Consider the following 22,951-nt stretch of genomic DNA (forward strand, 5'->3'; position numbering starts at 1 on the left):
TAAAGCTTTTCACCACCGGTGAAAGGCAAATAGTGGGTGAACCCATTAGCCTACTGCGTCGATGGTTAAGCGTTGAGCCAGGGCTTGGTAAAGGGTATGCCGAGCCGCTTCGTTGAACAGGACAAAGCGGATCAGTTGCACTTTATGCAAGCTGGGCAGTATGACTTCAAGGGTAGCCGCGCACACTTGAGCGGCCTCTTCCGCTGGGTAGCCGAAGGCGCCAGTAGAGAGTGCCGGAAAGGCCAGCCGCTCAATACCATTTTCATCGGCAAGTTCCAGTGCGTTGCGATAACAGTCCGCCAGCAACTGACCCTCCGGCTTATCGACGCCGTACACCGGCCCCAAGCAGTGAATCACCCAGCGATTGGGCAGCTTATGGCCGCCAGTGAGTACCGCTTGGCCCGGGACGATGGGCGCCATAGGCCGCCCCTCTTCTGCTAAGCCTGGCCCGGCAGCGCGATGAAGCGCGCCTGCAACGCCGCCACCGGTTCGCAACTGCGCATTGGCAGCATTAACTACTGCATCCACATCGGACTGTTGGGCAATATCGCCCACTACGCACTGCACGCGAATTCTGCTGTGATCGCTCATAAGCTCCTCCCTCTATTACCCACATCATGTAACGCCCGCTAGTGAAGACCTTCCTTTACTGCGGCAAATATCGAAAGTGCAGACGGAACAGAGCGCTTCCGTTCAACCGACAGTTCATGCGTTGTCTTCGATAATCGCCCCAGCTTTACGCATCTCGTCCATCACGGCGCCCAATTGCGCCGGGTTCACTGCGCGGGTGGCATTGGCAATTAGGTGGGTTTCAAAGCCAAACTGGCAGGCGTCTAGCACGGTAGCCTTAACGCAAACATCGCAGGCCAGCCCTCCAATCCAAACGCGCTTGATACCCCGGCTCTCAAGAAAGCCCTGAAGGCCGGTGCCATCGAAAGCGGAATAGGCGTCGCGATCAAATGCGCTACCCTTGCTAACGCGCACGGTGTCCGGCGGCAACTGTAGATCTGGATGAAAGGCGGCTCCCTCGGTGTCCTGAAGGCAGTGCGCTGGCCAGGGGCCGCCTTGGGCCACAAAGGAGCAGTGTGCCACCGGGTGCCAGTCCCTGGAAGCAATGGCCAGTGCGCCCTGCCGGGCGGCATTAGCCAACCAATCGTTGAGCACCGGCACTACCGCATCGCCACCTTCAATGCCCAGCGCCCCACCGGGGCAGAAATCGTTCTGCACATCAATCGCGATCACGGCGTCCTGTGAGCAAAGTGTTTCCGAAGCACCCATAACCACCTCCTGCTAGCTTGTCGACGTTGCAACACCGTTATTGACATCATAGCGCCACTGGCATCAGTCACCCAACGAGAGATCTTGACCAAACATGATTCGATGCCCCTCAGGCGTTGCTACACCAAACTCACGTAGCCCCCAAGGCTTATCCGCTATTGCCTGGAAAATCTCGGTGCCCCGCTGCTGATAATCACGGTAAAGCTCATCTATGCCCGCGCAGTTTACATACGCGAAGTACGAATGCTCGTGCGTATCATGGGCGGGAAGTTCGTCCGGGCAGTGCCCCAGCATTACGTGAAAATCACCTAGGCTAAGGAACGACCAGCCATCCACACGAAAACGTAGGGAAAATCCAAGCTTGTCGAGAAAGTAGCTCTCAGTCTTCTCGATATTGTTAACTGCCAGCACATGTTGAGTTGCTTTTACCTCAAACATCGATGGTTCCTTCCTCGTGGATGCTCACTCATAACGTCCTTGTTCAAGCCTGGTCAGCCAGTAATATGGGCGTCGCCGGTCATGTGCAACATCAAGAACCTGGAAACCTCCAGGGTGCTCTCGGTAGACGATTGATAGTGGAAATCGATGAAGGGGAGCTCTGCGAATGTCTGGCTCAAGCTGGACTTGCCAAACTTCTGGCGACTCGTCATTCAATACGGCCAGGGCCTCAAATTTCTCTATAAAGGCACCACCCAACCCTGGGACTTTCGACTCGTAGTAACCGACTGATTCCAGAAACTCGGCTTCCGCTGCCGGGCGAAAAAATAGTTCATTTGATCAGTGATCGAGCCTTCCTCGTAACGTCGTCACCGGTCACAGCTTGCACCGATTCATTATCAAGTTCTTCTGCTCTCCTGCGAGCCTCAAATAACCAGTAGGATTTCAGCTCTTCCTCTGTCGGAGATTCAAGACTCAAAATTAATCGCTGGATCAACTGAGCTCGCTCCTCTTTTGGCAGGTGGAGCGCCTCGTCTTCAATTTTTTGGAGACTCATGGGCGAAACCTCTCGTTCGTTTATCCGTAAATTTTGGCACGGATGGGTAGCGGCTGCCCGATGCATAGCAGCGCAGTAGGTTCCAAGCCTGAAGGCAATCGCAATACTTCCTTCACCCTTGAATCATCGAAACCTGCCACTAAAACACAACCAACTCCGAGAGCAGTACTCTGAAGATGGACATTTTGTGCTAGCGCCCCCGTTTCCATATACACATAGCGAGCGCCGCGCTCTCCCTGGGGTGGCTGAGCTTCAAAGTGCTGAACTGCATCGCTAAGTTTCGCGGTAACCGCGATGACAAGGGAAGATTCTTTCAACCATGGTTGATCGCCAATCCCTAGCGATTGCACAGTCCCTTCCGGAACACGGCCACTCATTAGGCTTAACGAATGGCTCTCAGCCTGATACTCATAGATACCGGCCTCAAGTTCCGATACTCGCTGCACCAAAATTTTTAGGTGCAGCGGATATAACCCACCTGCCGATGGCGTGGCTCTTTTTTTATTCGGCCCTGTTACGCCCTGGGCCGACCAAAGCAATTGAGACAAAACACTTATAGGTAGTGGAGCATTCGTGTACTCCCTCACGCTGCGCCGAGCCGCAATACTGCCAACCAATGACTGGGAGTCTTGCTGTTCTGGAGCAGGTAAGTCGAAGGCCATGCGTTTACTCCCGAACTGTGACGTAAATCGGACTGTAGCTATTGGAACAGTAGAAGCGCTGCTTTCCAGAGCGTGACTCATAGGGCACTAATTGCTTTGCTCCTGATGTAACAGTGAACTTGTCGCGCGCAACTCGGGCTACGGACGAATAGTCTGAGCCAGAGAGCTTACGGCAGGTCTCGCAATAGCATCGCCTCACCGAAAGCCGGGGCCGATCAATGGTGAAACAAATCGATTTGCAATGGCAGCTTCCAGTGATCAAGTGTTTGATCTCCCTTGGCCTCTAACGTGTGAGTTAACGGAACAGCGGTGCAGAACGGCAGCTGGTACATAATGAAGTGAAGGCCTAGGCGATGGCATGCACCACTGTTTCCGGTTGAAAGAATGGTTAAGCCGGACTTCGTTCGCAACTTTTAAGTCGGTACGATCGGAACGAAGTACCATGCAAAACTCTATTGCCTTCGCATCGCATGCCAACTTTCTCTGCTACTCGAATTGATGGAAAATTCATTGGATTTATGTCTGCGACGACCTCCGTTAAGTAAACACTGTCAAAGGCGTGTTCCAGAATGGCGGCTGCCGCTTCGGTAGCGAATCCATGCCCCCAACTTGCACGAGTAAAGCGCCATCCGATTTCGACTTCGTCGCGTACTGCCTCATAGGGAATCAAGAGTATCCAGCCTAAAAAGTCGCTGGCATCATGTTTGCGCACAGACCAGTAGCCCAGACCCGGTGGATATCGCTGTCGCATCCTATCCAGAACAAAGCTCCTGTGCTGATCCGGGTCATCCCACGGACCGGATACGTACCGGGTTACTTCTGGGTCTCGATCCATCGCCAAGCATGCTTCCAGATCCTCAGCCGACCTTGGCGTCATGACTAATCTGCTTGTCGTCAGAATTGGCTGCATCATCAGTAAGAGTGACAACTCACGTTTGCCGGACTCGCGTCATACTCATCGTGGCGCCGAACCCAGTCCATAATTTCCTTCTCGTTGCGGCCCTTTGGCGTGATGTCGAGATAAACGAAGGCGCCCTCGGCATGATCCGCCTCCAACGAGCAGCTCGGGCAGCCCGCATTCCAATCAGGGCCGAACATGAAATGGTGAATGACCAGTTGACTGTTTGCGCCAAATAGCTCGGCAAGTGTCTTCTTACCTTCCAGCGTGTCGAAGACGTATTCCTTCTCTATCTTGACCCATGGCAGTACGCGCCGCTCACGGGCAACCAGGTCGCGCATACGGGTGAGCGCCTTCTCGTTCTTTAAGTGAGCTTTGCGTGCCTGAAACCATTCCTCTTTGGAGGCAACTCTCGGTGATTCAATCTGGCTCATGACGGACTTCCTCGCGTAGATTCAGCGTTGCTCCGGCTTGCAGCATCGGAATAATGCGTTTTGCATAGAGTAGTCGTTCGCCACTGATCAAAATCGACAACACCGCCGCAATTAATGACGATGCGCTTGGTGAAGTATTGATGCATCGCAGCCTTAGTTCGACAGGTTGAGCTGCCAAGAAACGCCATACCTATCCTTTAACCACCCAAACTGCTTACTGAAACCGTAGGCATCCAAAGGCATTAGCTCAGCGCCACCCTCAGCTAGGGCATGAAAAGCCTTTTCAATTTCGCTCGTAGATTCACACTCAACATACAATGACATCGATGGCGTGAAAGTAAATTGGTGATCAAGGTGGCTATCTAGCGCCAGAAACTCAGTACCGTTTATCGTAAAGCGAGCCATCTTGGTGGAACCCTCTGGCTCATTCTCACCCGCTTGGTAGCGCTGAATATCGAGAACCTCTGAATCAGGAAAGAGTGAGGTATAGAACCTGATTGCCTCTTCGGCCTTCCCGGCTTGCTCGCCGACAAACATTAGCGATGTCGTAATGGACTTCATGCATGCCTCCGTTCCAATTGAGACGCATAACGCTGAGTTTAGCGCCCTTGCAATGGAGACGAAGCCACAATGAAAAGGGCGTCTGGCCGCTATCGACCGCGTACTATAGCGACTTGTTAATGTTAGTTTCTAGCCGCGCCGTAGCTCAGACTGACAACGTGCCAAACGTTGCTGCACGTAGATCTGCTTTACTAGCTGCATCCGATGAAATCATGTATTGATACGTTTCACTATCTATGGCAATAGCTATATATAATGGCCCACTACACCCTTTTATCCTAGGGCCACTGGCTATCAGAGTCAGCTTATTGGGTATAGGGGGTACTCTGCAGTTTCGGATCCAACTATATCCTCCGTAATCCAGTTCACCCACAATTTCTTGTCGGTGCCCTCTTCTAGAGTGGCAAAGTTCCGCATACGGATGTAACGTTTCGCCCCCACTGGTTTGAGCATTCTGGCCTCGATCGTCCCCTCTTCATTTATAATTTCCGCATCATCGTTCGTCACCGCAGCAATACCTAACCACTGCATCAAACTAGGTGCCGGATGAACTATCCCTGAAGATACAACTTGGTGGATCTTTAACGGCGATAGGTGGCAGCGAGAATCGTTCAAGACGCCAACGCAGCCGACATGAACATCTCCCGAAAGGATGACGGTTCTGGAAGATTTTTTGCCCTGCTGCCGGAGTCGCGCATTATCAAGAAGTCGCATGATTAGCCGATTACGTTCACCTTGATGCTCCTTTGCGCGCCAATGATCTTTGAGATCATCTGTTAAACTTTCATCCCACGGAGTAACATCGAAAGCGGTCTCAGTGAAGGAGAAGTCGCGATAGATGACAGGTACAGCTGACATCACAAATAGCGTCCCGTCGTTAATTTCTGCCAACTGCTGTATGACCTGCTGCCATTGTGCGCGGCTCATCACTTCCTGGATTGACCGACCGCTACGGTTATCCAGACCTAGGATCGTATAATCCCTGAACCGAACGCAAAAGGCGAAATGAGAACCGTCGTCGATAAGTAGCGAGCGGTTCGAGCGACATCGTATTTGGAAAATCTCAAAATACTTCTTCGCATACCGAAATATTTCCGAAAACACCGGACACTGCTGAAGCTCTTTTGGAAAGCTTCCCCATCCGTCGAATATATCGTGATCATCCCACATCATGACGCTTGGAACCGAGGCCAACATATAGGACATATTTTCGTCCGACCAGCGTTGCCGATAAAGATTGCTATAAAATTTATCGAGTTGTATAGACATCTTTTTTGTGGGCATCCGTAATATTTGCTTCTCCAGCTTCAATAATGACCAACTCTCAAGCGTGGTTACTTTTTCCCAGATAGAGTCTGCATACACTTGATCTCCGCCCATGATCAGGAGAGAGAAGGGATCATCACGGTGGAGTTCAGCCATCTGCCGCCACAAGGCAAACGGGTCTTCAAGTTTCGTTATGATATCGGCCTTTGAAACCCCATTGCAGGATGCATAAGCAAACTTTGGACGCTCGCTGCCCGAAGGGACATAAAATTGCCAACTATCTCTGCCGTGTAAATCAGTCACGACGTTCCCGTCCACTTGAATCTGATATTGCTCCTGCCTGCCCCGCTCCCCCACGCTAGCTTCTATACGTGCTTCCACACGCCAGAATTTGCCATCAGGGAGGGTGTCAACCAATCTACCTGCGATAGAGTCACCACCGAGTACAAGGGCTGTCGACGACACTTCCTTGCCCGTGAGGAAGCAAACGGTATAGATGTCGTTGCCTTCAAACCCAAGTAACGGGCCTACGATTAACCTTGCTGTCATGAGATTCTCCTTCTTGTCCATTCAAGATGACATCTTTACAACCTCTAAGGTTATAATCACGGACTAAGCCAAACCCGCTCGACTACTGAACGCCAAGCCTCAGGCCTAATACTGTGAACAACCACCCTCAAAGTGAAAAAAGCAATACCAAGCCTGTTCGCAAAGGCCTGCACCCGAAGAATCTACACAACCAAGGCTATGACTTTCCGGCTCTGGTGAAAAACCACCCAGCACTAGCCTCCCATGTGAAACCGAACGCTCATGGCGCCCTTTCCATCGATTTCGCAGACCCACAGGCAGTAAAAACGCTCAACGCCGCGTTATTAAATCGATACTACAACATTGTCGATTGGGATATTCCAGAGGGCGCGCTTTGCCCTCCCATCCCAGGCAGAGCCGACTATATCCATTACATGGCGGACTTAATTGGGCTTGGGCATGAACAGCCCAGCATTAAGCTGCTCGATATAGGCACTGGAGCCAATGGGATCTACCCGCTACTGGCCTGCCAAATTTATGGTTGGCAGTGTGTCGGTAGCGACATTAACCCTCAGTCGCTTGAGAACGTCGCCACGATTATCACCCACAATCCCACGCTCAAAGATCGCTTCACGCTGCGCACGCAACACGATAAAAACCATATTTTTGAAGGGATCATTCAACCTGGGGAGTTCTTTGACGTCAGCGTATGCAACCCGCCCTTCCATACCTCGCTCGATGAAGCACTTAAAGGTAACCAGCGTAAACTCAATAACCTTGCGCGTAGTCGCGATGAACAAAAAGCAAAAACCAAATCTCCCAGTCTGAATTTCGGCGGGCTGGGGGCAGAACTTTGGTGCAAGGGGGGCGAACAGCTGTTTCTTAAAAAGCTAATAAGAGAAAGCCAAGCGTATTCAACTCAATGCCGATGGTTTAGCAGCCTGGTCTCAAAAGCCGACAATGTTAAGCCTGCCAAGAAGCTGATTCGTAAGCTCGGTGCCGTTGACGTACGGGAAATAGAGATGAAGCAGGGAAATAAGATCACGAGGATATTGGCCTGGACATTTATGTGAGCCGTTCGTGAGGTAGCGCATCATTATGCGAAACCTGCCGTGGCATTACTACGCTATAAGCACATCGCCCTGGATAGAAAACCACCAAGTCGAGCTTGTGCTTGATCAGACAGTGCGCTGCGTGTTCAGAAGGAGTCTGGTTGAAGCTGATCTTGGTAGTTGATCACCACCACGATGTTCTGATCGTAGTTATAAGGCTACCCAAGGCGGCCTAGTTGACGCGCAAATGTCAGATCGTCCACAAGGCACCACTGCTCCTGTACGAGGGCATCCGCGATGCGGTAGATGGAAATCTCATCGACTACGATCTTGCGCCCCGAAGGTGGAGCGCCGTCCAGCGGGCCCGTGTTGATCCCACTCGAGCGATAGCGAGTGACAACCGTGTCGGCGGTCTCGATGGTATCGAGAATCTCCTCGCGCCAGTCGGGAAAAGCTGTCCTAATGCGCAAGAGCATGGCTCTGGCACCTGCATGCCCTTCGAATGTCGACTGAGACCACCCCTTCGGCATATGGGCAACGAAGGATGAGGAGTAGACCAACGGTATTTCGTCGGCAGCACCTGAGTTCCAGAGATCGTGAAGGCGCTGAATGATGTCCAATGCACGCAAGAGATAACTTCCTCTGAGGCCTAACGCCGCCAGCACGCGCGGCTTTGTAGTGAAGGCGAAGCCGCAACGAAAAAGACGTCGCCGTGCCTGGCCTTGTTAAATTTCCATAGCGCCATATGCAACAACGGATAAGGCTTACCCTGCCCATCAACTGGTGATCGACCTGTCACTTTGAAGCCAATATGCTGGTAAAAACCTAGCGCCTGTTCATTCTGCTCGTTTACATCAACCTTTGATGCCCCCTGCTCTTTGATAGCATGGGCCGCTAGCATGGCACCAATGCCTTTGCCGCGTGCATAAGGTGAAATGAACAACATCTCAATATTACCGTCATGTACTCCGCAGAATCCCTGAATTTCACCTTTACCGTTTTTAGCACACCTTAAATCAACTGCGTCAAAATACTGTTCCAGAATTAACGGCTTTAACTCCTGTAGATCAACTTCAGCCAGAAAATCATGCGTTGCCCTGACTGAGGCTTCCCAGACTTCTATCAGCTGAAGGTGATCTGCTTTTTCTACGATCTCAATATTCATCACTAAACCCGATTGAAAATTTAACGCCCTGGCTTTGCGGCGTGCCGGAGCGCCAGGTGCGTCCGCCAACAGCCACTGGTTAGCTTTGGTTGATAGATAGTTTTGCAACGAGGTTCCACGAGTGAACATCGGGTTCACATTGCATCATCTTGATATCTTTCCTCCCCCAGGACTGAAGCACACCTTTCAACTCTTCACCGGTAACAGAGCCGCCTTTGGTAACATTTCTATATAAATGTCGCCCCAAGTAAATTTCTCTAAGCGAGTTCTCCGGCAAATCAAAGCAGTATAGAGGTCGACCAAAGACAGTCACCTTATTCCATTCACGATAGCGACCACCACCCGTGTGATAACCAAAGGGGATATTTTCTATACTTTTTACAACACGGACCTCTTCTTCGTATGCCCACTCGAGAGACTTATACAGAAAAGCTCTCTTCATTAGATTGAAGGCATTCGAGTCAAAACGAAGGCTACCACCAATATTCATTAGCTCATGCTCGCCAATCACGGGTAGATCGTTGTGCGGCTTCGTAGCTGAGTAAATCATCTCTCCATACTGGCTTGGAATCACATTGCTTTGCGGGTCTGAAAAGCCGGCCGAATCACTATCGAACCCAAGAACTACCCCTTGGTGAGAGTCTCCATAATGCGACCACATAAGCGCGTTCAACGGCTGACGAGTCAACGATAAGACACCGTATTTTCTCGAGAAACGGTTTTTACAAGCACCCGTGACGGTTTTCGCGCTTATAGACTCATCGCTATCCTTAAAGCCAAAGGCTGTACACTCAAAAGGGTCGTTCAAATCTTCAAGGCAAGAAAATCCTAGTGATAGGGTATCGATTACCTTTCGCGCGGCACCGAAGGACATGTACTTGTATAGAATCATGAACCTCCCTCAAAAGAAGCTAACGCTGAGCTCAGGCGCGGCGAAGCCGTCGGCTGCAGCGCTTGGTTAGCTCGACAATTCGCTTCCAAAAGTACACCATCATCGCGCGACTCTTGGAACCATATTCCTTCTTGAATTCGACCGAGTAAACCACGGACTTTCCGATTTCGACGACGGTAATATCGTTACAGGAAATCTCATGGTATCCGTGAGTAGTATCAATCGAAAAGATAAGGCGATCGGGGATGTCGTTCTGTCCACCCACCTCCATACGAATATCGATATTTCCTTTGGCTGGCACCTCGAATGAAGCTTTTGACGAAAACACAGAGTATCGGCTGGATAGTTTCTCAACGTATTCTGGCTTTTCTCCTACCCGCTGCTCTATCTCGAAAGTTTTCTGTGAAAAGCAATCAATTCTTTTTGTTTCAACTGGATACGACGTTCTGTTCTTCGTCACTATGATATAGGTTAAGCCGTCATCCTTTTTATGTACCACCACCCTAGAAATACTAAGAGGCTTCCGCGCACTGCTATACCATCCAACCAAAACTGACAGGATTGCTATAAGTGCAGCCAACGAAGCAAGTGTATCTACGACAACTTTGAAGCCCATGTACTCTCCTAGAGCTAACAGTTTATTAGTGCGCATGCGCGTTTTCCTGGAAAGCCCAGCCTCACAAACAACCTACAAGCCATTGATAATCATAAAAAACCACCAATCCCCATGTTTGAGCTTGCTAGAAAAATGCGCATGCGCGTTATCATTTTAAGCCATCTTTAAAAATTGCACATAAACACATAAAGAAATTTACCAACTCCTTGTTATTTATACGTTTTATAAAGCAGCACACGTGAAATTGAGCACATAACCATACCAGGAATACTGAGAAACACGCATTGCAGATTGAAAATACCCAATTATACTGTTTTTATATACAGCAAATTGAGGATTTCCACAAATGGCTAGCAGCCCTTTCCTTAATGAGGTTCGCACCTCCATCCGTGTTCGTGGAATGAGCATCCGAACCGAGAAAACATATATTTACTGGATACGTTTTTTCATTCGGTACAACAATTGTCGCCACCCCAGTGAGATGGGGGCAACTGAAGTAGTACGTTTTCTGGGCTACCTCGCCACTGAACGCAATGTGGCAGTCAATACCCAACGTATAGCGTTGAATGCGCTGGCTTATTTATATAACCAATTTCTCAAGCAGCCATTAGGCGATCTTGAATTCAATTATGCCTCTAAACCACAACGTTTGCCTGAAGTGCTCATGGCGGCTGAAGTCGCTAATATCCTTAAGGAGATGACCGGTAGAGATAAACTGATTTTTTCACTTCTGTACGGTTCTGGGTTACGAATTACTGAATGCCTGCGCTTAAGGGTGAAAGATATCGACTTCTCCCGAGGGGCAATCACCGTGAGAGACGGTAAAGGGTCGAAAGATCGAGTGACCATCTTTAGCCCATCCCTTTTTGAAAGCACGCGAGAGGTAATCTCCAATGCGCTGGAACTACAAGCACGGGACAACAAGGAAGGTATTGGCCCTTCTATTCCAGGTGTTTTAGCCAAAAAATACCCTTCTGCTTATCGCCAGCCTGCATGGATGTATTTATTTCCCTCTATCAGCATTTCTCGCCACCCAGTCACTGGCGTGCTTTGTCGCCACCATTTACATGACTCGGTACCCAGAAAAGCGTTAAAGAAGGCAGTGGTTGCGGCAAAGCTGTCTAATAAAAAAATATCTTGCCACACGTTTCGCCACAGTTTTGCTACCGAGCTGCTAAGAAACGGCAGAGATATTCGAACGGTTCAAGAGTTACTGGGGCATTCTGACGTATCTACGACACAGATTTACACACACGTCCTTGGCCAGCATTTTGCAGGCTTAACAAGCCCTCTTGATGCTATAACATAGTGACTAGACTTTTACTCTAACCACGCTACCGCCACGGCACACCTGGGTTACGTTAGAACGTTCCAGTTGCAACTGTGCTTGACTCATTAATTACACCTTATTCATAAATTTGGTTTAGGTCACGTGCCGGTGCAAAAAAGTGTTTCCTCTTTGGGGTCAATAGATCGTTGGTTGCCTTGATCTGGTACCGCTTCGCGGTACTTTCGCGGGTGCCTCATTTGCTCGTTCCTCGCAGATTCGTTACCACGCGCTACAAGGTTGCTTTCTTACATTTCAGTAACACCGCCAGCATTGCGGCTTAATCTTCGCGTGCTGAAGCGCCCTCCCACAATATTGACGGTCTGATGCGCTGTTGCCACTGGCCTTCCTTTGCAAATCCGATTAGCCTGCTAATTCACTATTAAGGGTTTGGCATGCAAGAGACGACTCCTCGGCAGCGCTTGGCGGGCGTGCTGATTTTGCTTGGTTTGATCGCACAAATTATTGGCTTTACTGGCTGGTTGAGCACTGCCCATGCGGTGAGTTATTTGCTGTGGGCGGCGGTTGTGTTGCTGTGGCGGGATATTCCTCGCCGTTCGCGTGTCCAGGCGGCCGTACTCATCGCACTCGGTGCGGGCATGCTGCTGGTGGCGCGGTTTGTGTATGGTACGGATGTCGATTGGCCTGCCATGTTGCAGGGCAACTCGTTTGTGGCGGCTATGTTGGTGGGCGTTAGCTTTATCTCGCTGATTGGTAAGCAAGGTAATAAGGGCGCAACGGGAAGCCGCGTGACTGGGGCGGGCGGTATTTTGCGTACTTGGCTGGGCGTTCACTTCCTGGGTACGATTTTAAATCTCTCTACCGTGTTTATGGTTGGCGATAAGCTGGCTCGGCGTGGGCCGCTCACTACGCCGCAGCTGTTGGCGCTTAACCGTGGGCTGAGCAGCGCGGCGCTGTGGTCGCCCTTTTTTGCCTCCATGGGCGTGGTGATCGCGCTAGTACCCGACGTTGAGTATGCGCAAATTGCCGTGGTGGGCTTTCCCATGGCGATGCTGTCGGGGCTGTTAACCACTCTGGAGCTTAGGCGGCGGTTCGATCTTGCTGAGGTGGATGGCTACTCACTGGCTCCGCGCAGCCTGTTAATGCCAGTGGGCATGGCGGCGTTGGTGATGCTGTTTCACTTTGTGCTTACCCCTGCCCTTACCATCGTCAGCATTATTACCTTTCTGCTGCCCAGCGTGGCGGTGTTGAGCAACCTACCCCATGGGCCCCGTTTTACCCTGCGACGCATTCGCCAGCACACTACCACGCGGCTACCCGCCATGCGCGGGGAGATTTCGCTGTTTTTGGCGGCGGGGTTATTAACCATTGGCCTTTCGACCCTGGTAACCGCCGCGGCTGGCAGCGACTGGACATTGTTCACCCGCTTTGGTGCGCCCCAGGCGATGCTTAGCTTTGCGGGGATCACGTTGAGCGCACTGGCAGGCTTACATCCCATTATTGGGGTGTCGGTGTTGGCCTCAATGCTGAATCTGCAGAATGGCGAACAGACTGTATTTGCGTTTGTGGCGTTAACCTCTTGGGCGGTGGGCACCAGCGTGGGCCCGCTTTCGGGCATTAACCTGTCACTGCAGGGACGCTACGGGGTGAGCGGTTACCGCATGATGAAAAATAACCTGTTCTATGCGGCGGTGATGAGCCTGCTCTCGCTGGGGGCGATCGCAGGCGTCAGTTTACTGGTTACCTAATCGATCAGGTCTCAACGATTTTGCTAGGGAAGCGGTAGAAATAGCGATGGCCGCACTGATGGCAAGGCTCCAGGCGCGCCACGGTGGGCAGCATTACCTGGGCATCGCAGTGGGTGCAGGCCATTAGACCGGGCGCCGCCATCTCACCTTCGCAGTAGTCGGCGCGGGCGGCCTCTAAATCTTCCTCAAAGCGCTCGCGTTCGACCACGCTACGGTCGGCAATCGAAAGCAGCGACTCCGCCACACGGCGTGAAAGGCCATCAATATCGATACCCAACCAGCTGGCCACCTGCTTGCCGGTATCTGCCATGTAGTAGCGCATATCTTTCAGGTCACGCTCGACCCAGGCGCGCAGCAAGGCCAGCTCGTCCTTGGTGTACTCTTCCAGCTCCGCTTCAAACTCGACCGCGTCGTCCAGATCCTTCTGTAAGTTTTCCCAGGTTAGCTCGTTAGCGCCCCCCTGCATCCGCTCTAGCAGGCGTTCGTAGCCTTCGCGTAGGCGATTGTCATTCTGCTGTTCACTCATGGTGCCTCTCCTTTTGTCGACGCGTGCAGTTACCTATCATCGGCTTACCGTTCAAGGATACACCCGCATAGGATACAATCGACCTCACTTATCTGACAGATGTCATCTAACATTCACTTTGCGCCCCTTTTGGGCGAATACGCCAAGGCATTAATAAACCGATGGACGCACACTACAGCCCTCGTGATATCGAACGCGACGCCCAGCAGTACTGGGACAAACATCAGTGCTTCAAAGCCGTAGAGGATGCCAACAAGGAGAAGTTCTACTGCCTCTCCATGTTCCCCTACCCCAGCGGCAAGCTGCACATGGGCCACGTGCGTAACTACACTATCGGCGACGTTGTGTCCCGTTTCCAGCGCATGCAGGGTAAAAATGTCATGCAGCCCATGGGCTGGGATGCGTTTGGCATGCCCGCGGAAAACGCCGCCATTCAGAATCAGGTGCCGCCTGCCAAGTGGACCTACCAAAACATCGATTACATGCGCAATCAGTTGAAGGCACTGGGCTTTGCCTACGACTGGAGCCGCGAGTTCGCCACCTGTGATACCAGCTACTACCGCTGGGAGCAGTGGTTCTTCACCAAGCTGGTGGAGAAGGGCTTGGTGTATAAAAAGATGTCGACGGTGAACTGGGATCCGGTTGATCAGACCGTGCTCGCCAATGAGCAGGTCATTGAAGGCCGCGGCTGGCGCTCCGGCGCGCTGGTTGAGCGTAAAGAGATCCCGCTGTGGTTCTTGAAGATTACCGACTACGCTGATGAGCTGTTGGCCGATCTGGATAAAGTCGAGTGGCCCGAGCAGGTCAAAACCATGCAGCGCAACTGGATTGGCAAATCCCGCGGTGTCGAGCTGACCTTTGATGTCAAAGGCGCTGATGGCCAAGCCAATGAGCCGCTAGCGGTCTATACCACTCGCCCGGATACGCTGCTGGGCGTTACCTATGTGGCGGTTGCCGCTGGCCACCCGCTGGCCAAGCAGGCGGCCGAGCAGAACAGTGAGCTTGCAGCTTTCTGTGATGAGTGCGCCAGGGGTGGCACTTCCGAAGCCGAGATGGCTACCAAAGAGAAGAAAGGCATGCTCACCGGGCATACGGCGGTTCACCCGCTAACCGGCGATGAAGTGCCCGTTTACGTGGCTAACTTTGTACTCATGGAGTTTGGTACCGGTGCGGTGATGGCGGTACCCGGCCACGACCAGCGCGACTGGGAGTTTGCCACCAAGTACGGCGTCCCAATTAAAGCAGTGATTGCTGACGAGAGCGGCAAACCTGCGGACATTTCCGAAGCCGCTTACGCCGAGTACGGCACCGTGGTCAATTCCGGGGAGTTCGATGGGCTGGGCTTTGAGCAAGCGTTCGATGCCATTGCCGCGAAGCTGGCGGAACTTGGCCGTGGCGAAGTCAAAACCAACTTCCGCCTGCGCGATTGGGGCGTTGCCCGCCAGCGCTACTGGGGCGCGCCGATTCCGGTTAAATACGGCCCGGAAGGTCAGACGGTACCGCTGACCGATGACGAGCTACCGGTATCGTTGCCTATGGAAGTTACCGTCGACGCCTCGGGCTCGCCGCTGAAGAAGATGCCAGCGTTCTCTGATCTGGGCGACGGCTGGACCCGCGAAACCGATACCTTCGACACCTTTATGGAGTCGTCTTGGTACTACGCGCGCTTCTGCTGTGCCGATAATACCGAAGCGATGCTAGATGACCGCGCCAACTACTGGCTGCCGGTGGATCTCTATATCGGTGGTATCGAACACGCCATTCTACACCTGCTGTATGCGCGCTTCTTCCACAAGCTGATGCGCGACTTCGGTTTGGTGGATTCCGACGAGCCCTTCCAGCAGCTGTTGACCCAGGGCATGGTCATTGCGGAAACCTTCTACCGCCCCACCGATAACGGCGGCAAGCAGTGGTTTAACCCCGCTGACGTGGAAGTGAAGCGTGATGAGAAAGGTCGCCCGCTTAGCGCTATTTTGATGAGCGACGGCGAGCCGGTGGAGATGGGCGGCATTGAGAAGATGTCCAAATCGAAAAACAACGGCGTTGACCCGCAGTCGATGATCGACAAGTTCGGTGCCGATACCGTGCGCCTGTTTATGATGTTTGCCGCCCCGCCCGAGCAGTCCCTGGAGTGGTCGGACTCCGGCGTAGAAGGCGCCCACCGCTTCTTGAAGCGCCTATGGCGTCAGGTGAATGACCATCTGGCAGCGGGTACGCCTAGCAAACTGGATATCAGCGAACTCAATGACGACCAGAAAACGCTGCGGCGCAAAACCCACGAAACCATCAAGAAAGCCAGCGACGATATTGGCCGCCGCACCACCTTCAATACCGCTATTGCCGCGGTGATGGAGCTCTCTAACGCGGTTGGCAAGTTCGACGATAGCTCTGAGCCTGGCCTGGCGGTTAGCCGCGAAGCGCTGGAAGCCTGCGTGCTGCTGCTCTCGCCGATTACGCCGCACCTGTGCCATAGTCTCTGGGAAGCGCTTGGCCACTCAGGCCCGGCGATTGAAGCAACCTGGCCGGTGGTGGATGAATCTGCCCTTACACGCGACTCTATTGAGCTGGTGGTGCAGGTCAACGGTAAACTGCGCGCGCGCCTTGAGGTACCTTCAAGCGCCGATAAAGCGTCCATCGAAAAACTCGCCATGGAACACGAAAACGTACAACGTTTCCTTGAAGGCAACACCGTGCGTAAAGTGATCGTGGTGCCCGGCAAACTGGTTAACATCGTGGTGAGTGGATGAACCGACGCACTTTTCTAACCACAAGCATCGCCGCCTCGGCGGCGGTGCTGCTCAGCGGCTGCGGGTTTCGGCTACGCGGCACTGAATCGCTGCCTACGCTGCCCACTCTTGCCTTAGAAGGCGACAACAATAGTGCCGTCGCCCAGCAGGTCGCTTCGCGGCTTCAACAGTTAGGCACTCAGGTAGCCGCTGATGCGCCCTGGCGGGTCACCTTGGGCTCGCCTGTATTGACCGAGCGTCGATTAGGCGGCGATGGCAGAGCAAGCCGTGAGCACGAGCTAACACTCAGCGTCAGGCTTTCCGTTCAAGAGCGGGCGTCTAATGCTTACCACATCAATAATGAAACGCTGTCGACGGATACCCGCATTCGCGTTAGCGATGACGACCTGCTCAACCGCGAAACGCTGATGATGGAAGCTGAGCAAACGCTTTCACGCCAGCTCTCTGATCGCATTATCGAACGCCTGGCGTACGTTGAGGGTATGCAGTGAAGGTATTTGCTGATCAGCTACCCGCTGCGTTGGCAAAAAAGCTGCCCCGCGTAGTGATTGTCTCGGGCGATGAACCCTTACAGCATCGCGACGCCTGCGATGCGGTGAGGGCCGCCGCACGCCAGGCAGGCGTTGAAGAACGCGAAGTCCTCGACGTGGAGCCCAATTTCGCTTGGGGCCGGTTGATGGAAATGTCGAGCAATCTCTCGCTGTTTGCGACCAGCAAGCTGCTGGAACTGCGGCTAGGCAATCACAAGCTAGGCCAAGAAGGCAGTAAAGCGTTGGCGCAGTACGCTGAAACCCTGGATAACAGCGACGATGTACTACTGATCAGCATGGGTAAGCTAGACGCCAAGCAGCAGAAAACCGCTTGGTTTAAAACCCTGGATAAACACGGCCTGTTTGTACCGGTGTGGCCGGTGGATGCCTCCCGGTTAGGTTATTGGCTGCGCGACCGCGCATCATTTCATGGCTTACAGATTGACCTGGACGCCGCCCGACTGCTGGGCGAGCGCACCGAAGGCAATTTGCTGGCCGCTGACCAAGAGCTTCAGAAGCTGGCACTGATTCATCCTCAGGGCACGCGCTTAAACGTTGAAAGCATTGCCCAAGGAGTCGAAGACAGCACCCGCTTCGATGTTTTCAACTTGGCCGATGCCTGCTTAAAAGGCGAACCCAGCCGTGCTTCGCGCATTGTCAACGGGCTACGCAGTGAAGGCGTTGAGGCACCGATTGTGCTGTGGGCGCTTAGCCGGGAGCTACGTACCCTGCTCTCGCTGCATCAGCACCTGGATCAAGGCCAAAGCTTTGAGCACGCCTGCAAAACCCAAAAGCCGATGATTTTTGATAAACGCCGCCCGGCGTACCAGAAAGCGATTGGCCGCCTGCCCATGAAGCGGCTGCATAAATTGCTGTTAATGGCGCAACGCCTCGACTTAGCCGTCAAAGGCGCGGCGGCGGTGCCGCTATGGCCCGGCCTGCACGATTTGGCGATGACCATGGCCGGGGGCCGCGGGCTGCTATCCGAATCCGCCTGGACCTATCGCATTAGTGCAAACAATTAGCATTTTGCATCTTAAGCTTAAAAATCAACCCATTTGTTTCTATACTCATTCCACACCACCCCGACTAGTCTATAAGGAAGAAGACGATGAAAACATTGCGTGCTTACCTCTCTACCCTACTGATTGCAGCGCTGGTTATTACCAGCTTACCCGTTGCCGCTGCACCCACTGCGCCCCAATCCATGGATTTAGTCTCCACCCAATCTGTTTTGGCAGCTGACCGTGCTGGCGCTGATCGCGAACGGATTAACGAGATCCTGGCCCGCGCCGATGTGCAAGATCAGTTGGTAAAACAAGGTGTTGACCTGGACGAAGTCGAAGCTCGTGTTGCCGCACTGAGCGATGCTGAAGCGCAGCAAATGGCCGAACAGCTTGAGCAACTGCCTGCCGGTGCTGGCGTTGTAGGCGCCCTATTTGCTGTTTTCATCATCCTGCTGGTAACCGATATTCTTGGCCTGACCGACGTTTACCCGTTTACTCGTTAATTAATAGGCAGCACATGACTCCTATGTTGTTGAATAACCGGTTGTTGAATAACAGGCTTTTGAATAACATGCTTACTAACGCCCGCTTTGCGGGCGTTTTTATTATGCTGCTACTGCTTAGCGGCTGCGCGCGAAATCCGGTATTACTGCAAAGCACCTACCAAGCGCTACCCCCCCATGCAGAAATCACCAGCGTGCCGTTTTATGCCCAAACGGAATATCAGTGCGGCCCTGCCACACTGGCGATGGTACTCAATCATCAGGGTGTCGACACCGACGTTGAAGAGCTGATTCCTCAGGTATTCCTACCCGGCCGCGATGGCAGTGTGCAACCAGAAATGCTCGCTACAGTGCGGCGGCATAAGCAGCTGGCGTTTCCTATTCGCGGCACCATGGATGCCCTATTAAACCATTTGGCAGCGGGCGATCCGGTGGTCGTCATGCAGAATTTGTCGCTGCCGATTTACCCTATGTGGCACTACGCCGTCGCTATTGGCTACGACCTGCCCAGTGAAACGCTCATCCTGCGCAGCGGAGAAATTGAGCGTCATACGCTGTCGTTCAGCCGCTTCGATGCCACCTGGGCACGCACAGAACGCTGGGGGTTTGTCGTCGCCGAGCCGGGCACACTGCCCGCGGGCATTAGCGCCCGTAACGCGCTGGAAGCGATTAGCGCCTACGAAGAGTCCCATGGGCCGCTCGCCACGCTTTCAAGCTGGCAAGCGTTTGTAGAGCGCCATCCTGGCAATGCCATGGGGCAGTTTGCGCTGGGCAACGCGCTTTACGCTGACCAACAACCCGACAACGCACGTAAGGCGTTTGAGCGGGCAACCGAGCTGGATGCGTCAATGGGGGCTGCATGGCTAAATCTAGGCCTTTTACTGCTGCAAAACGATTCACCTGAGGACGCGCACGAGGCGCTCGCCAATGCTGCCGCTATTAAAGGCGACTGGCAAACTCGGGCACAGCGGCTGCTAGATGGAATTTGAGATGTTAGCACCCTAATGGGAGTACTCCCTTGCACTCCCAGCATTAAAACAACTTAGAAAACCCGGTTTAAACCGTTCTGCGCAGCCACCCGGTAGGCTTCTGCCATGGTGGGATAGTTAAAGGTGGTATTCACGAAGTACTTGAGCGTATTGGCATCGCCCTCTTGCTGCATAATCGCTTGGCCGATATGCAAAATTTCCGAGGCCTGGTCACCGAAACAGTGGATGCCGAGGATTTCCAGGGTGTCCTGGTGGAAAAGAATTTTAAGCATGCCCACGGTATCACCGGTAATTTGTGCCCGGGCGGTATCTTTGAAGAAGGCTTTGCCTACTTCGTAGGGCACCTTCGCTTCGGTCAATTCACGCTCATTAGGGCCAAAGGAACTGATTTCGGGGATGGTGTAGATCCCGGTGGGCACATCACTGACGAAGCGATACTCTTTGTCGAGCAACTCATTGCACGAATTCAAGCCTTGATCGTAAGCCGCGCTGGCCAGACTCGGCCAGCCAATCACATCGCCCGCTGCGTAGATATGTGGAACTTCGGTACGATAATGCTCATCGACACTTAGCTGCCCGCGCCCATTGGCGGTTAAGCCAATATTCTCAAGGCCTAAGCTGTCGGTATTACCGGTTCGCCCATTGGCCCATAAAAACGCATCGGCGCGAATTTTCTTACCTGACTTGAGGCGTATAACGACGCCTGACTCATCGCCCTCAACACTCTCATACTCTTCATTATGACGCACCAACACGCCGTGCTTACGCAGATGATAGGAGAGCGCATCGCTAATCTCGTCGTCCAGAAACGATAGCAGGCTGTCGCGGTTATTAATCAGATCGACTTTGACGCCCAAGCCGGAAAAGATCGACGCATATTCACAGCCAATCACCCCAGCCCCGAAAATGACCAGAGTGCGCGGGGTATGCGAAAGGCTTAATATGGTGTCAGAGCAGTAAATACGCGGATGGCGGAAGTTAATATCAGCAGGGCGGTAAGGGCGTGAACCGGTGGCAATGACGATTTTCTGAGCCACCAGCTCTTCCATGCCTTCCTGGCGGTCGCGCACCACCAGGGTATGCTCATCCTTAAAACGGGCGACGCCATGAAACAGATCGATGCGGTTACGCGCATAGAAGGTGGTGCGCATCTCTACCTGTTTATCAATTGTGCCGCGCGAACGCTCCATCACTTTGGGAAAGGAGAACCAGCGTGGCTCACCGATATCGCGGAACATACGGTTAGTGTTGAACGCCATGATCTGTTTGACCTGATGACGCAACGCTTTGGAAGGAATGGTGCCCCAGTGAGTACAATTGCCACCAACCTGCGCCTGCTTCTCAATAATGGCTACACGCTTGCCATTCTTTGCAGCGTTGATAGCAGCGCTTTCCCCCGCAGGCCCCGTACCGATAACCACCACATCGTAATTGTGAACCGCCATACTCACTGCGTCTCCTGTTCCCGTTTATTAAGCGTGACCCTTTCCTCTACCGCACGGCTTTTCTATCGACGGGTGGCGTCATAGCCTAAGTCAGCGCCGCGGCTTTCATCGCTGCGGCGGCGGATACTGCCACGCTTGCGATTCTCTTCTTCACAGACTTCGTCTTTGCCGCCGCAAATATCGCAGCCATCTTTCATGCCAATTTGGTTTAAACCACCGCAAGAGCCAGCAATCGGCTTGCGGCCCATAATGACGCCCACGGCCATTGCTCCCATGATCAGCGCCATAAAACCAAATACCAGTAGCCAAATCGTCATATCAACCTCCCAGCATTACACTGCCTAGCTTTAAATTATTGGCCTTACCTGCCGACAACAGCCGTACTGATAAGTGCCTCACGGTCTTTATTGATTAGCCCTATTGTACCTCAGCCGCGCTATGCATATCAGCGCCTGGGGCGAGTCTTGATCTATAAACAAACGGGGCCGACCAAAAGGCCAGCCCCGCTTACAACGACTATCAGCTCTAAGCCAACAGTTTAGCCGCCAAAATCATCCAACAGGATATTTTCCGGCTCAACGCCCATATCAAGCAGCAGCTTGATAACCGAGGCGTTCATCATCGGCGGTCCACACATGTAGTACTCACAATCTTCAGGCGCAGGGTGATCCTTCAGATAGTTTTCGAACAGTACGTTATGGATAAAGCCTGTCGGCCCTTCCCAGTTATCTTCCGGCTGGGGATCAGACAGCGCCAAGTGCCACTCAAAGTTGGGGAACTCTTCGGCTAACTTGTCGTACTCTTCGTTGTAGAAGGTTTCACGCCAGGAGCGTGCACCGTACCAGAAGGTAATCTTGCGTTCAGACTTCAAGCGCTTCAGCTGATCGAAGATATGACTGCGCATTGGCGCCATCCCTGCACCGCCACCGATAAAGATCATTTCGGCGTCAGTATCACGGGCAAAGAACTCACCGAACGGCCCCATCACGGTGACCTTATCACCCTCTTTAAGGCTAAAGACGTATGTCGACATCAAGCCAGGCGGATGATCAGTGCCCGGAGGCGGCGTAGCGATACGGATGTTGAACTTGAGGATACCCTTCTCATCCGGGTAGTTCGCCATGGAGTAGGCGCGAATCACTTCCTCGTTGCTCTTGTGGGAAATTTTGAACATATCAAATTTTTCCCAGTCGCCCCGGTACTCCTCTTCAATATCAAAATCAGAGAACTTGACATCGTAAGGCGGCGCAACAAGCTGGACATAGCCACCGGCACGGAAGGCAACTTCTTCACCCTCAGGCAGTTTTAGGTTCAGCTCTTTAATAAAGGTGGCCACATTGGGGTTAGCGATAACCTCGCATTCCCACTTCTTAACCCCAAAGACTTCTTCAGGCACTTCGACTTTCATGTCCTGTTTCACAGGTACCTGACAAGAGAGGCGCCAGCCCTCTTTCTTCTCACGCATGGTGAAGTGCGACTCTTCAGTGGGCAGGATAGAGCCACCGCCCTCTTCTACCCGGCACTTACACTGGGCACAAGAACCGCCGCCACCACAGGCGGAAGAGAGAAAAATGCCGTTAGCGGCAAGGGTATTGAGTAACTTACCACCGGCCTGCGTACTTAGGGTGTGCTCAGGGTCGCCGTTGACCTCGATGGTCACGTCCCCGCTACTCACAAGTTTGCTACGCGCTGCCAGAATGATCGCCGTTAAGCTAATAACGATGACCGTAAACATGACAACACCGAGCAAGATGACTGTTGTATCAACCATGTCGGTTTCCTATTGCTGGAGGTTTTCTATTACCCCGCGGTATTTCACACC

Annotated in this window: 26 protein-coding genes; 8 read left to right on the plus strand and 18 right to left on the minus strand. The window is 52.8% G+C overall.

Annotated features, from left to right (window positions below; all coding sequences use genetic code 11):
* Nucleotides 1–45: 45 nt before the first annotated feature.
* The 10 genes from ACT3UM_RS13665 to ACT3UM_RS13710 all read right to left on the minus strand — a co-directional run bounded on the left by ACT3UM_RS13665 (nt 46) and on the right by ACT3UM_RS13710 (nt 6,642).
* Nucleotides 46–591: a macro domain-containing protein gene (locus ACT3UM_RS13665; RefSeq protein ID WP_498899599.1), complete on the minus strand. Its 546-nt coding sequence runs from the start codon at nt 589–591 to the stop codon at nt 46–48.
* Nucleotides 592–705: 114 nt separating this feature from the next.
* Nucleotides 706–1,278: an isochorismatase family protein gene (locus tag ACT3UM_RS13670; protein ID WP_498899601.1), complete on the minus strand. Its 573-nt coding sequence runs from the start codon at nt 1,276–1,278 to the stop codon at nt 706–708.
* A gap of 63 nt (nt 1,279–1,341) precedes the next feature.
* A complete protein-coding gene (locus tag ACT3UM_RS13675; protein WP_498899603.1) occupies nt 1,342–1,716 on the minus strand; it encodes a VOC family protein in 375 nt (124 codons plus the stop codon).
* Between the two features lie 331 nt (nt 1,717–2,047).
* Nucleotides 2,048–2,272 carry an addiction module protein gene (locus ACT3UM_RS13680; RefSeq protein WP_498899605.1) on the minus strand — a complete coding sequence of 75 codons (225 nt, stop codon included), beginning with the start codon at nt 2,270–2,272 and terminating at the stop codon, nt 2,048–2,050.
* A 20-nt stretch (nt 2,273–2,292) separates the two neighbouring features.
* Complete coding sequence (locus ACT3UM_RS13685) at nt 2,293–2,934, minus strand: SagB/ThcOx family dehydrogenase (RefSeq protein WP_498899607.1); 642 nt, start codon at nt 2,932–2,934, stop codon at nt 2,293–2,295.
* Between the two features lie 4 nt (nt 2,935–2,938).
* A complete protein-coding gene (locus ACT3UM_RS13690) occupies nt 2,939–3,196 on the minus strand; it encodes a GFA family protein (RefSeq protein WP_498899609.1) in 258 nt (85 codons plus the stop codon).
* Between the two features lie 126 nt (nt 3,197–3,322).
* A complete protein-coding gene (locus ACT3UM_RS13695) occupies nt 3,323–3,847 on the minus strand; it encodes a GNAT family N-acetyltransferase (RefSeq protein ID WP_498899809.1) in 525 nt (174 codons plus the stop codon).
* Nucleotides 3,847–4,266 (minus strand): DUF899 family protein, encoded by a 420-nt coding sequence (locus ACT3UM_RS13700; protein WP_498899611.1) that lies wholly within the window; start codon nt 4,264–4,266, stop codon nt 3,847–3,849. The genes ACT3UM_RS13695 and ACT3UM_RS13700 overlap by 1 nt, the downstream gene beginning before the upstream one ends.
* 153 nt (nt 4,267–4,419) lie before the next feature.
* Nucleotides 4,420–4,827, minus strand: coding sequence for a VOC family protein (locus ACT3UM_RS13705; protein WP_498899613.1), 408 nt, complete (start codon nt 4,825–4,827; stop codon nt 4,420–4,422).
* Nucleotides 4,828–5,127: 300 nt separating this feature from the next.
* Entirely contained in the window at nt 5,128–6,642 is a 1,515-nt protein-coding gene (locus ACT3UM_RS13710; RefSeq protein ID WP_498899615.1) for an alkaline phosphatase D family protein, read from the minus strand.
* A 113-nt stretch (nt 6,643–6,755) separates the two neighbouring features.
* Between ACT3UM_RS13710 and rlmF the strand changes: the two genes are divergently transcribed.
* On the plus strand, nt 6,756–7,694 hold the full coding sequence (gene rlmF / locus ACT3UM_RS13715) for a 23S rRNA (adenine(1618)-N(6))-methyltransferase RlmF (RefSeq protein ID WP_498899617.1): 939 nt from the start codon (nt 6,756–6,758) through the stop codon (nt 7,692–7,694).
* Nucleotides 7,695–7,891: 197 nt separating this feature from the next.
* Here rlmF and ACT3UM_RS13720 read toward each other — a convergent pair whose 3' ends face one another.
* The 4 genes from ACT3UM_RS13720 to ACT3UM_RS13735 are packed head-to-tail and all read right to left on the minus strand — an operon-like array spanning nt 7,892 to nt 10,382.
* Nucleotides 7,892–8,338 carry an ester cyclase gene (locus ACT3UM_RS13720; protein WP_498899619.1) on the minus strand — a complete coding sequence of 149 codons (447 nt, stop codon included), beginning with the start codon at nt 8,336–8,338 and terminating at the stop codon, nt 7,892–7,894.
* A complete protein-coding gene (locus ACT3UM_RS13725) occupies nt 8,323–8,946 on the minus strand; it encodes an acetyltransferase (RefSeq protein ID WP_498899621.1) in 624 nt (207 codons plus the stop codon). The genes ACT3UM_RS13720 and ACT3UM_RS13725 overlap by 16 nt, the downstream gene beginning before the upstream one ends.
* The gene (locus tag ACT3UM_RS13730; RefSeq protein WP_498899623.1) at nt 8,918–9,730 is read right to left on the minus strand and encodes a DUF2971 domain-containing protein; all 813 of its coding nucleotides are present in this window, start codon (nt 9,728–9,730) and stop codon (nt 8,918–8,920) included. Before ACT3UM_RS13730 ends, ACT3UM_RS13725 begins: the two co-directional genes overlap by 29 nt.
* A 31-nt stretch (nt 9,731–9,761) precedes the next feature.
* Nucleotides 9,762–10,382, minus strand: coding sequence for a hypothetical protein (locus tag ACT3UM_RS13735; protein ID WP_498899625.1), 621 nt, complete (start codon nt 10,380–10,382; stop codon nt 9,762–9,764).
* A gap of 310 nt (nt 10,383–10,692) precedes the next feature.
* Here ACT3UM_RS13735 and ACT3UM_RS13740 point away from each other — a divergent pair, with 310 nt between their 5' ends.
* Entirely contained in the window at nt 10,693–11,655 is a 963-nt protein-coding gene (locus tag ACT3UM_RS13740; RefSeq protein ID WP_498899627.1) for an integron integrase, read from the plus strand.
* A 413-nt stretch (nt 11,656–12,068) separates the two neighbouring features.
* Nucleotides 12,069–13,382 carry a hypothetical protein gene (locus ACT3UM_RS13745; RefSeq protein ID WP_498899629.1) on the plus strand — a complete coding sequence of 438 codons (1,314 nt, stop codon included), beginning with the start codon at nt 12,069–12,071 and terminating at the stop codon, nt 13,380–13,382.
* 4 nt (nt 13,383–13,386) lie between these two features.
* Here the strand turns inward: ACT3UM_RS13745 and ACT3UM_RS13750 are convergent, their stop codons facing one another.
* Complete coding sequence (locus ACT3UM_RS13750) at nt 13,387–13,908, minus strand: zinc ribbon-containing protein (RefSeq protein WP_226251462.1); 522 nt, start codon at nt 13,906–13,908, stop codon at nt 13,387–13,389.
* 161 nt (nt 13,909–14,069) lie between these two features.
* Here ACT3UM_RS13750 and leuS point away from each other — a divergent pair, with 161 nt between their 5' ends.
* The 5 genes from leuS (at nt 14,070) to ACT3UM_RS13775 (ending at nt 19,684) form a co-directional block, all read left to right on the plus strand.
* The gene (gene leuS, locus ACT3UM_RS13755) at nt 14,070–16,655 is read left to right on the plus strand and encodes a leucine--tRNA ligase (protein ID WP_498899631.1); all 2,586 of its coding nucleotides are present in this window, start codon (nt 14,070–14,072) and stop codon (nt 16,653–16,655) included.
* Entirely contained in the window at nt 16,652–17,146 is a 495-nt protein-coding gene (locus ACT3UM_RS13760) for an LPS-assembly lipoprotein LptE (RefSeq protein WP_498899633.1), read from the plus strand. The genes leuS and ACT3UM_RS13760 overlap by 4 nt, the downstream gene beginning before the upstream one ends.
* Nucleotides 17,143–18,210 (plus strand): DNA polymerase III subunit delta, encoded by a 1,068-nt coding sequence (gene holA / locus ACT3UM_RS13765; protein ID WP_498899635.1) that lies wholly within the window; start codon nt 17,143–17,145, stop codon nt 18,208–18,210. The genes ACT3UM_RS13760 and holA overlap by 4 nt, the downstream gene beginning before the upstream one ends.
* Before the next feature lie 86 nt (nt 18,211–18,296).
* The gene (locus ACT3UM_RS13770) at nt 18,297–18,695 is read left to right on the plus strand and encodes a PA2779 family protein (RefSeq protein WP_498899637.1); all 399 of its coding nucleotides are present in this window, start codon (nt 18,297–18,299) and stop codon (nt 18,693–18,695) included.
* Between the two features lie 68 nt (nt 18,696–18,763).
* Nucleotides 18,764–19,684 (plus strand): PA2778 family cysteine peptidase, encoded by a 921-nt coding sequence (locus ACT3UM_RS13775; RefSeq protein WP_498899639.1) that lies wholly within the window; start codon nt 18,764–18,766, stop codon nt 19,682–19,684.
* Between the two features lie 53 nt (nt 19,685–19,737).
* On the opposite strand, the gene sthA is transcribed toward ACT3UM_RS13775, so the two are convergent.
* The 3 genes from sthA to nqrF all read right to left on the minus strand — a co-directional run bounded on the left by sthA (nt 19,738) and on the right by nqrF (nt 22,900).
* Complete coding sequence (gene sthA, locus ACT3UM_RS13780; RefSeq protein WP_498899641.1) at nt 19,738–21,129, minus strand: Si-specific NAD(P)(+) transhydrogenase; 1,392 nt, start codon at nt 21,127–21,129, stop codon at nt 19,738–19,740.
* Nucleotides 21,130–21,191: 62 nt separating this feature from the next.
* Entirely contained in the window at nt 21,192–21,446 is a 255-nt protein-coding gene (gene nqrM, locus ACT3UM_RS13785) for a (Na+)-NQR maturation NqrM (RefSeq protein WP_498899643.1), read from the minus strand.
* A gap of 221 nt (nt 21,447–21,667) precedes the next feature.
* Nucleotides 21,668–22,900, minus strand: a complete 1,233-nt coding sequence (gene nqrF / locus ACT3UM_RS13790) for an NADH:ubiquinone reductase (Na(+)-transporting) subunit F (protein ID WP_498899645.1) — start codon at nt 22,898–22,900, stop codon at nt 21,668–21,670.
* Nucleotides 22,901–22,951 lie beyond the last annotated feature (51 nt).

This window comes from Halomonas sp. AOP13-D3-9 (assembly GCF_052379125.1).
Classification (GTDB): domain Bacteria; phylum Pseudomonadota; class Gammaproteobacteria; order Pseudomonadales; family Halomonadaceae; genus Vreelandella.

Excerpts from the sequence above, each read along its gene's own strand:
- ACT3UM_RS13705 (WP_498899613.1), bottom strand. The coding sequence starts at position 4,827 with ATGAAGTCCATTACGACATCGCTAATGTTTGTCGGCGAGCAAGCCGGG.
- ACT3UM_RS13680 (WP_498899605.1), bottom strand. The coding sequence starts at position 2,272 with ATGAGTCTCCAAAAAATTGAAGACGAGGCGCTCCACCTGCCAAAAGAG.
- ACT3UM_RS13685 (WP_498899607.1), bottom strand. The coding sequence starts at position 2,934 with ATGGCCTTCGACTTACCTGCTCCAGAACAGCAAGACTCCCAGTCATTG.
- ACT3UM_RS13695 (WP_498899809.1), bottom strand. The coding sequence starts at position 3,847 with ATGATGCAGCCAATTCTGACGACAAGCAGATTAGTCATGACGCCAAGG.
- ACT3UM_RS13750 (WP_226251462.1), bottom strand. The coding sequence starts at position 13,908 with ATGAGTGAACAGCAGAATGACAATCGCCTACGCGAAGGCTACGAACGC.
- leuS (WP_498899631.1), top strand. The coding sequence starts at position 14,070 with ATGGACGCACACTACAGCCCTCGTGATATCGAACGCGACGCCCAGCAG.
- ACT3UM_RS13665 (WP_498899599.1), bottom strand. The coding sequence starts at position 591 with ATGAGCGATCACAGCAGAATTCGCGTGCAGTGCGTAGTGGGCGATATT.
- ACT3UM_RS13745 (WP_498899629.1), top strand. The coding sequence starts at position 12,069 with ATGCAAGAGACGACTCCTCGGCAGCGCTTGGCGGGCGTGCTGATTTTG.
- nqrF (WP_498899645.1), bottom strand. The coding sequence starts at position 22,900 with ATGGTTGATACAACAGTCATCTTGCTCGGTGTTGTCATGTTTACGGTC.
- ACT3UM_RS13735 (WP_498899625.1), bottom strand. The coding sequence starts at position 10,382 with ATGCGCACTAATAAACTGTTAGCTCTAGGAGAGTACATGGGCTTCAAA.
- ACT3UM_RS13670 (WP_498899601.1), bottom strand. The coding sequence starts at position 1,278 with ATGGGTGCTTCGGAAACACTTTGCTCACAGGACGCCGTGATCGCGATT.
- nqrM (WP_498899643.1), bottom strand. The coding sequence starts at position 21,446 with ATGACGATTTGGCTACTGGTATTTGGTTTTATGGCGCTGATCATGGGA.
- ACT3UM_RS13710 (WP_498899615.1), bottom strand. The coding sequence starts at position 6,642 with ATGACAGCAAGGTTAATCGTAGGCCCGTTACTTGGGTTTGAAGGCAAC.
- ACT3UM_RS13730 (WP_498899623.1), bottom strand. The coding sequence starts at position 9,730 with ATGATTCTATACAAGTACATGTCCTTCGGTGCCGCGCGAAAGGTAATC.
- ACT3UM_RS13700 (WP_498899611.1), bottom strand. The coding sequence starts at position 4,266 with ATGAGCCAGATTGAATCACCGAGAGTTGCCTCCAAAGAGGAATGGTTT.
- ACT3UM_RS13675 (WP_498899603.1), bottom strand. The coding sequence starts at position 1,716 with ATGTTTGAGGTAAAAGCAACTCAACATGTGCTGGCAGTTAACAATATC.
- sthA (WP_498899641.1), bottom strand. The coding sequence starts at position 21,129 with ATGGCGGTTCACAATTACGATGTGGTGGTTATCGGTACGGGGCCTGCG.
- ACT3UM_RS13740 (WP_498899627.1), top strand. The coding sequence starts at position 10,693 with ATGGCTAGCAGCCCTTTCCTTAATGAGGTTCGCACCTCCATCCGTGTT.
- ACT3UM_RS13760 (WP_498899633.1), top strand. The coding sequence starts at position 16,652 with ATGAACCGACGCACTTTTCTAACCACAAGCATCGCCGCCTCGGCGGCG.
- ACT3UM_RS13770 (WP_498899637.1), top strand. The coding sequence starts at position 18,297 with ATGAAAACATTGCGTGCTTACCTCTCTACCCTACTGATTGCAGCGCTG.
- ACT3UM_RS13775 (WP_498899639.1), top strand. The coding sequence starts at position 18,764 with ATGCTTACTAACGCCCGCTTTGCGGGCGTTTTTATTATGCTGCTACTG.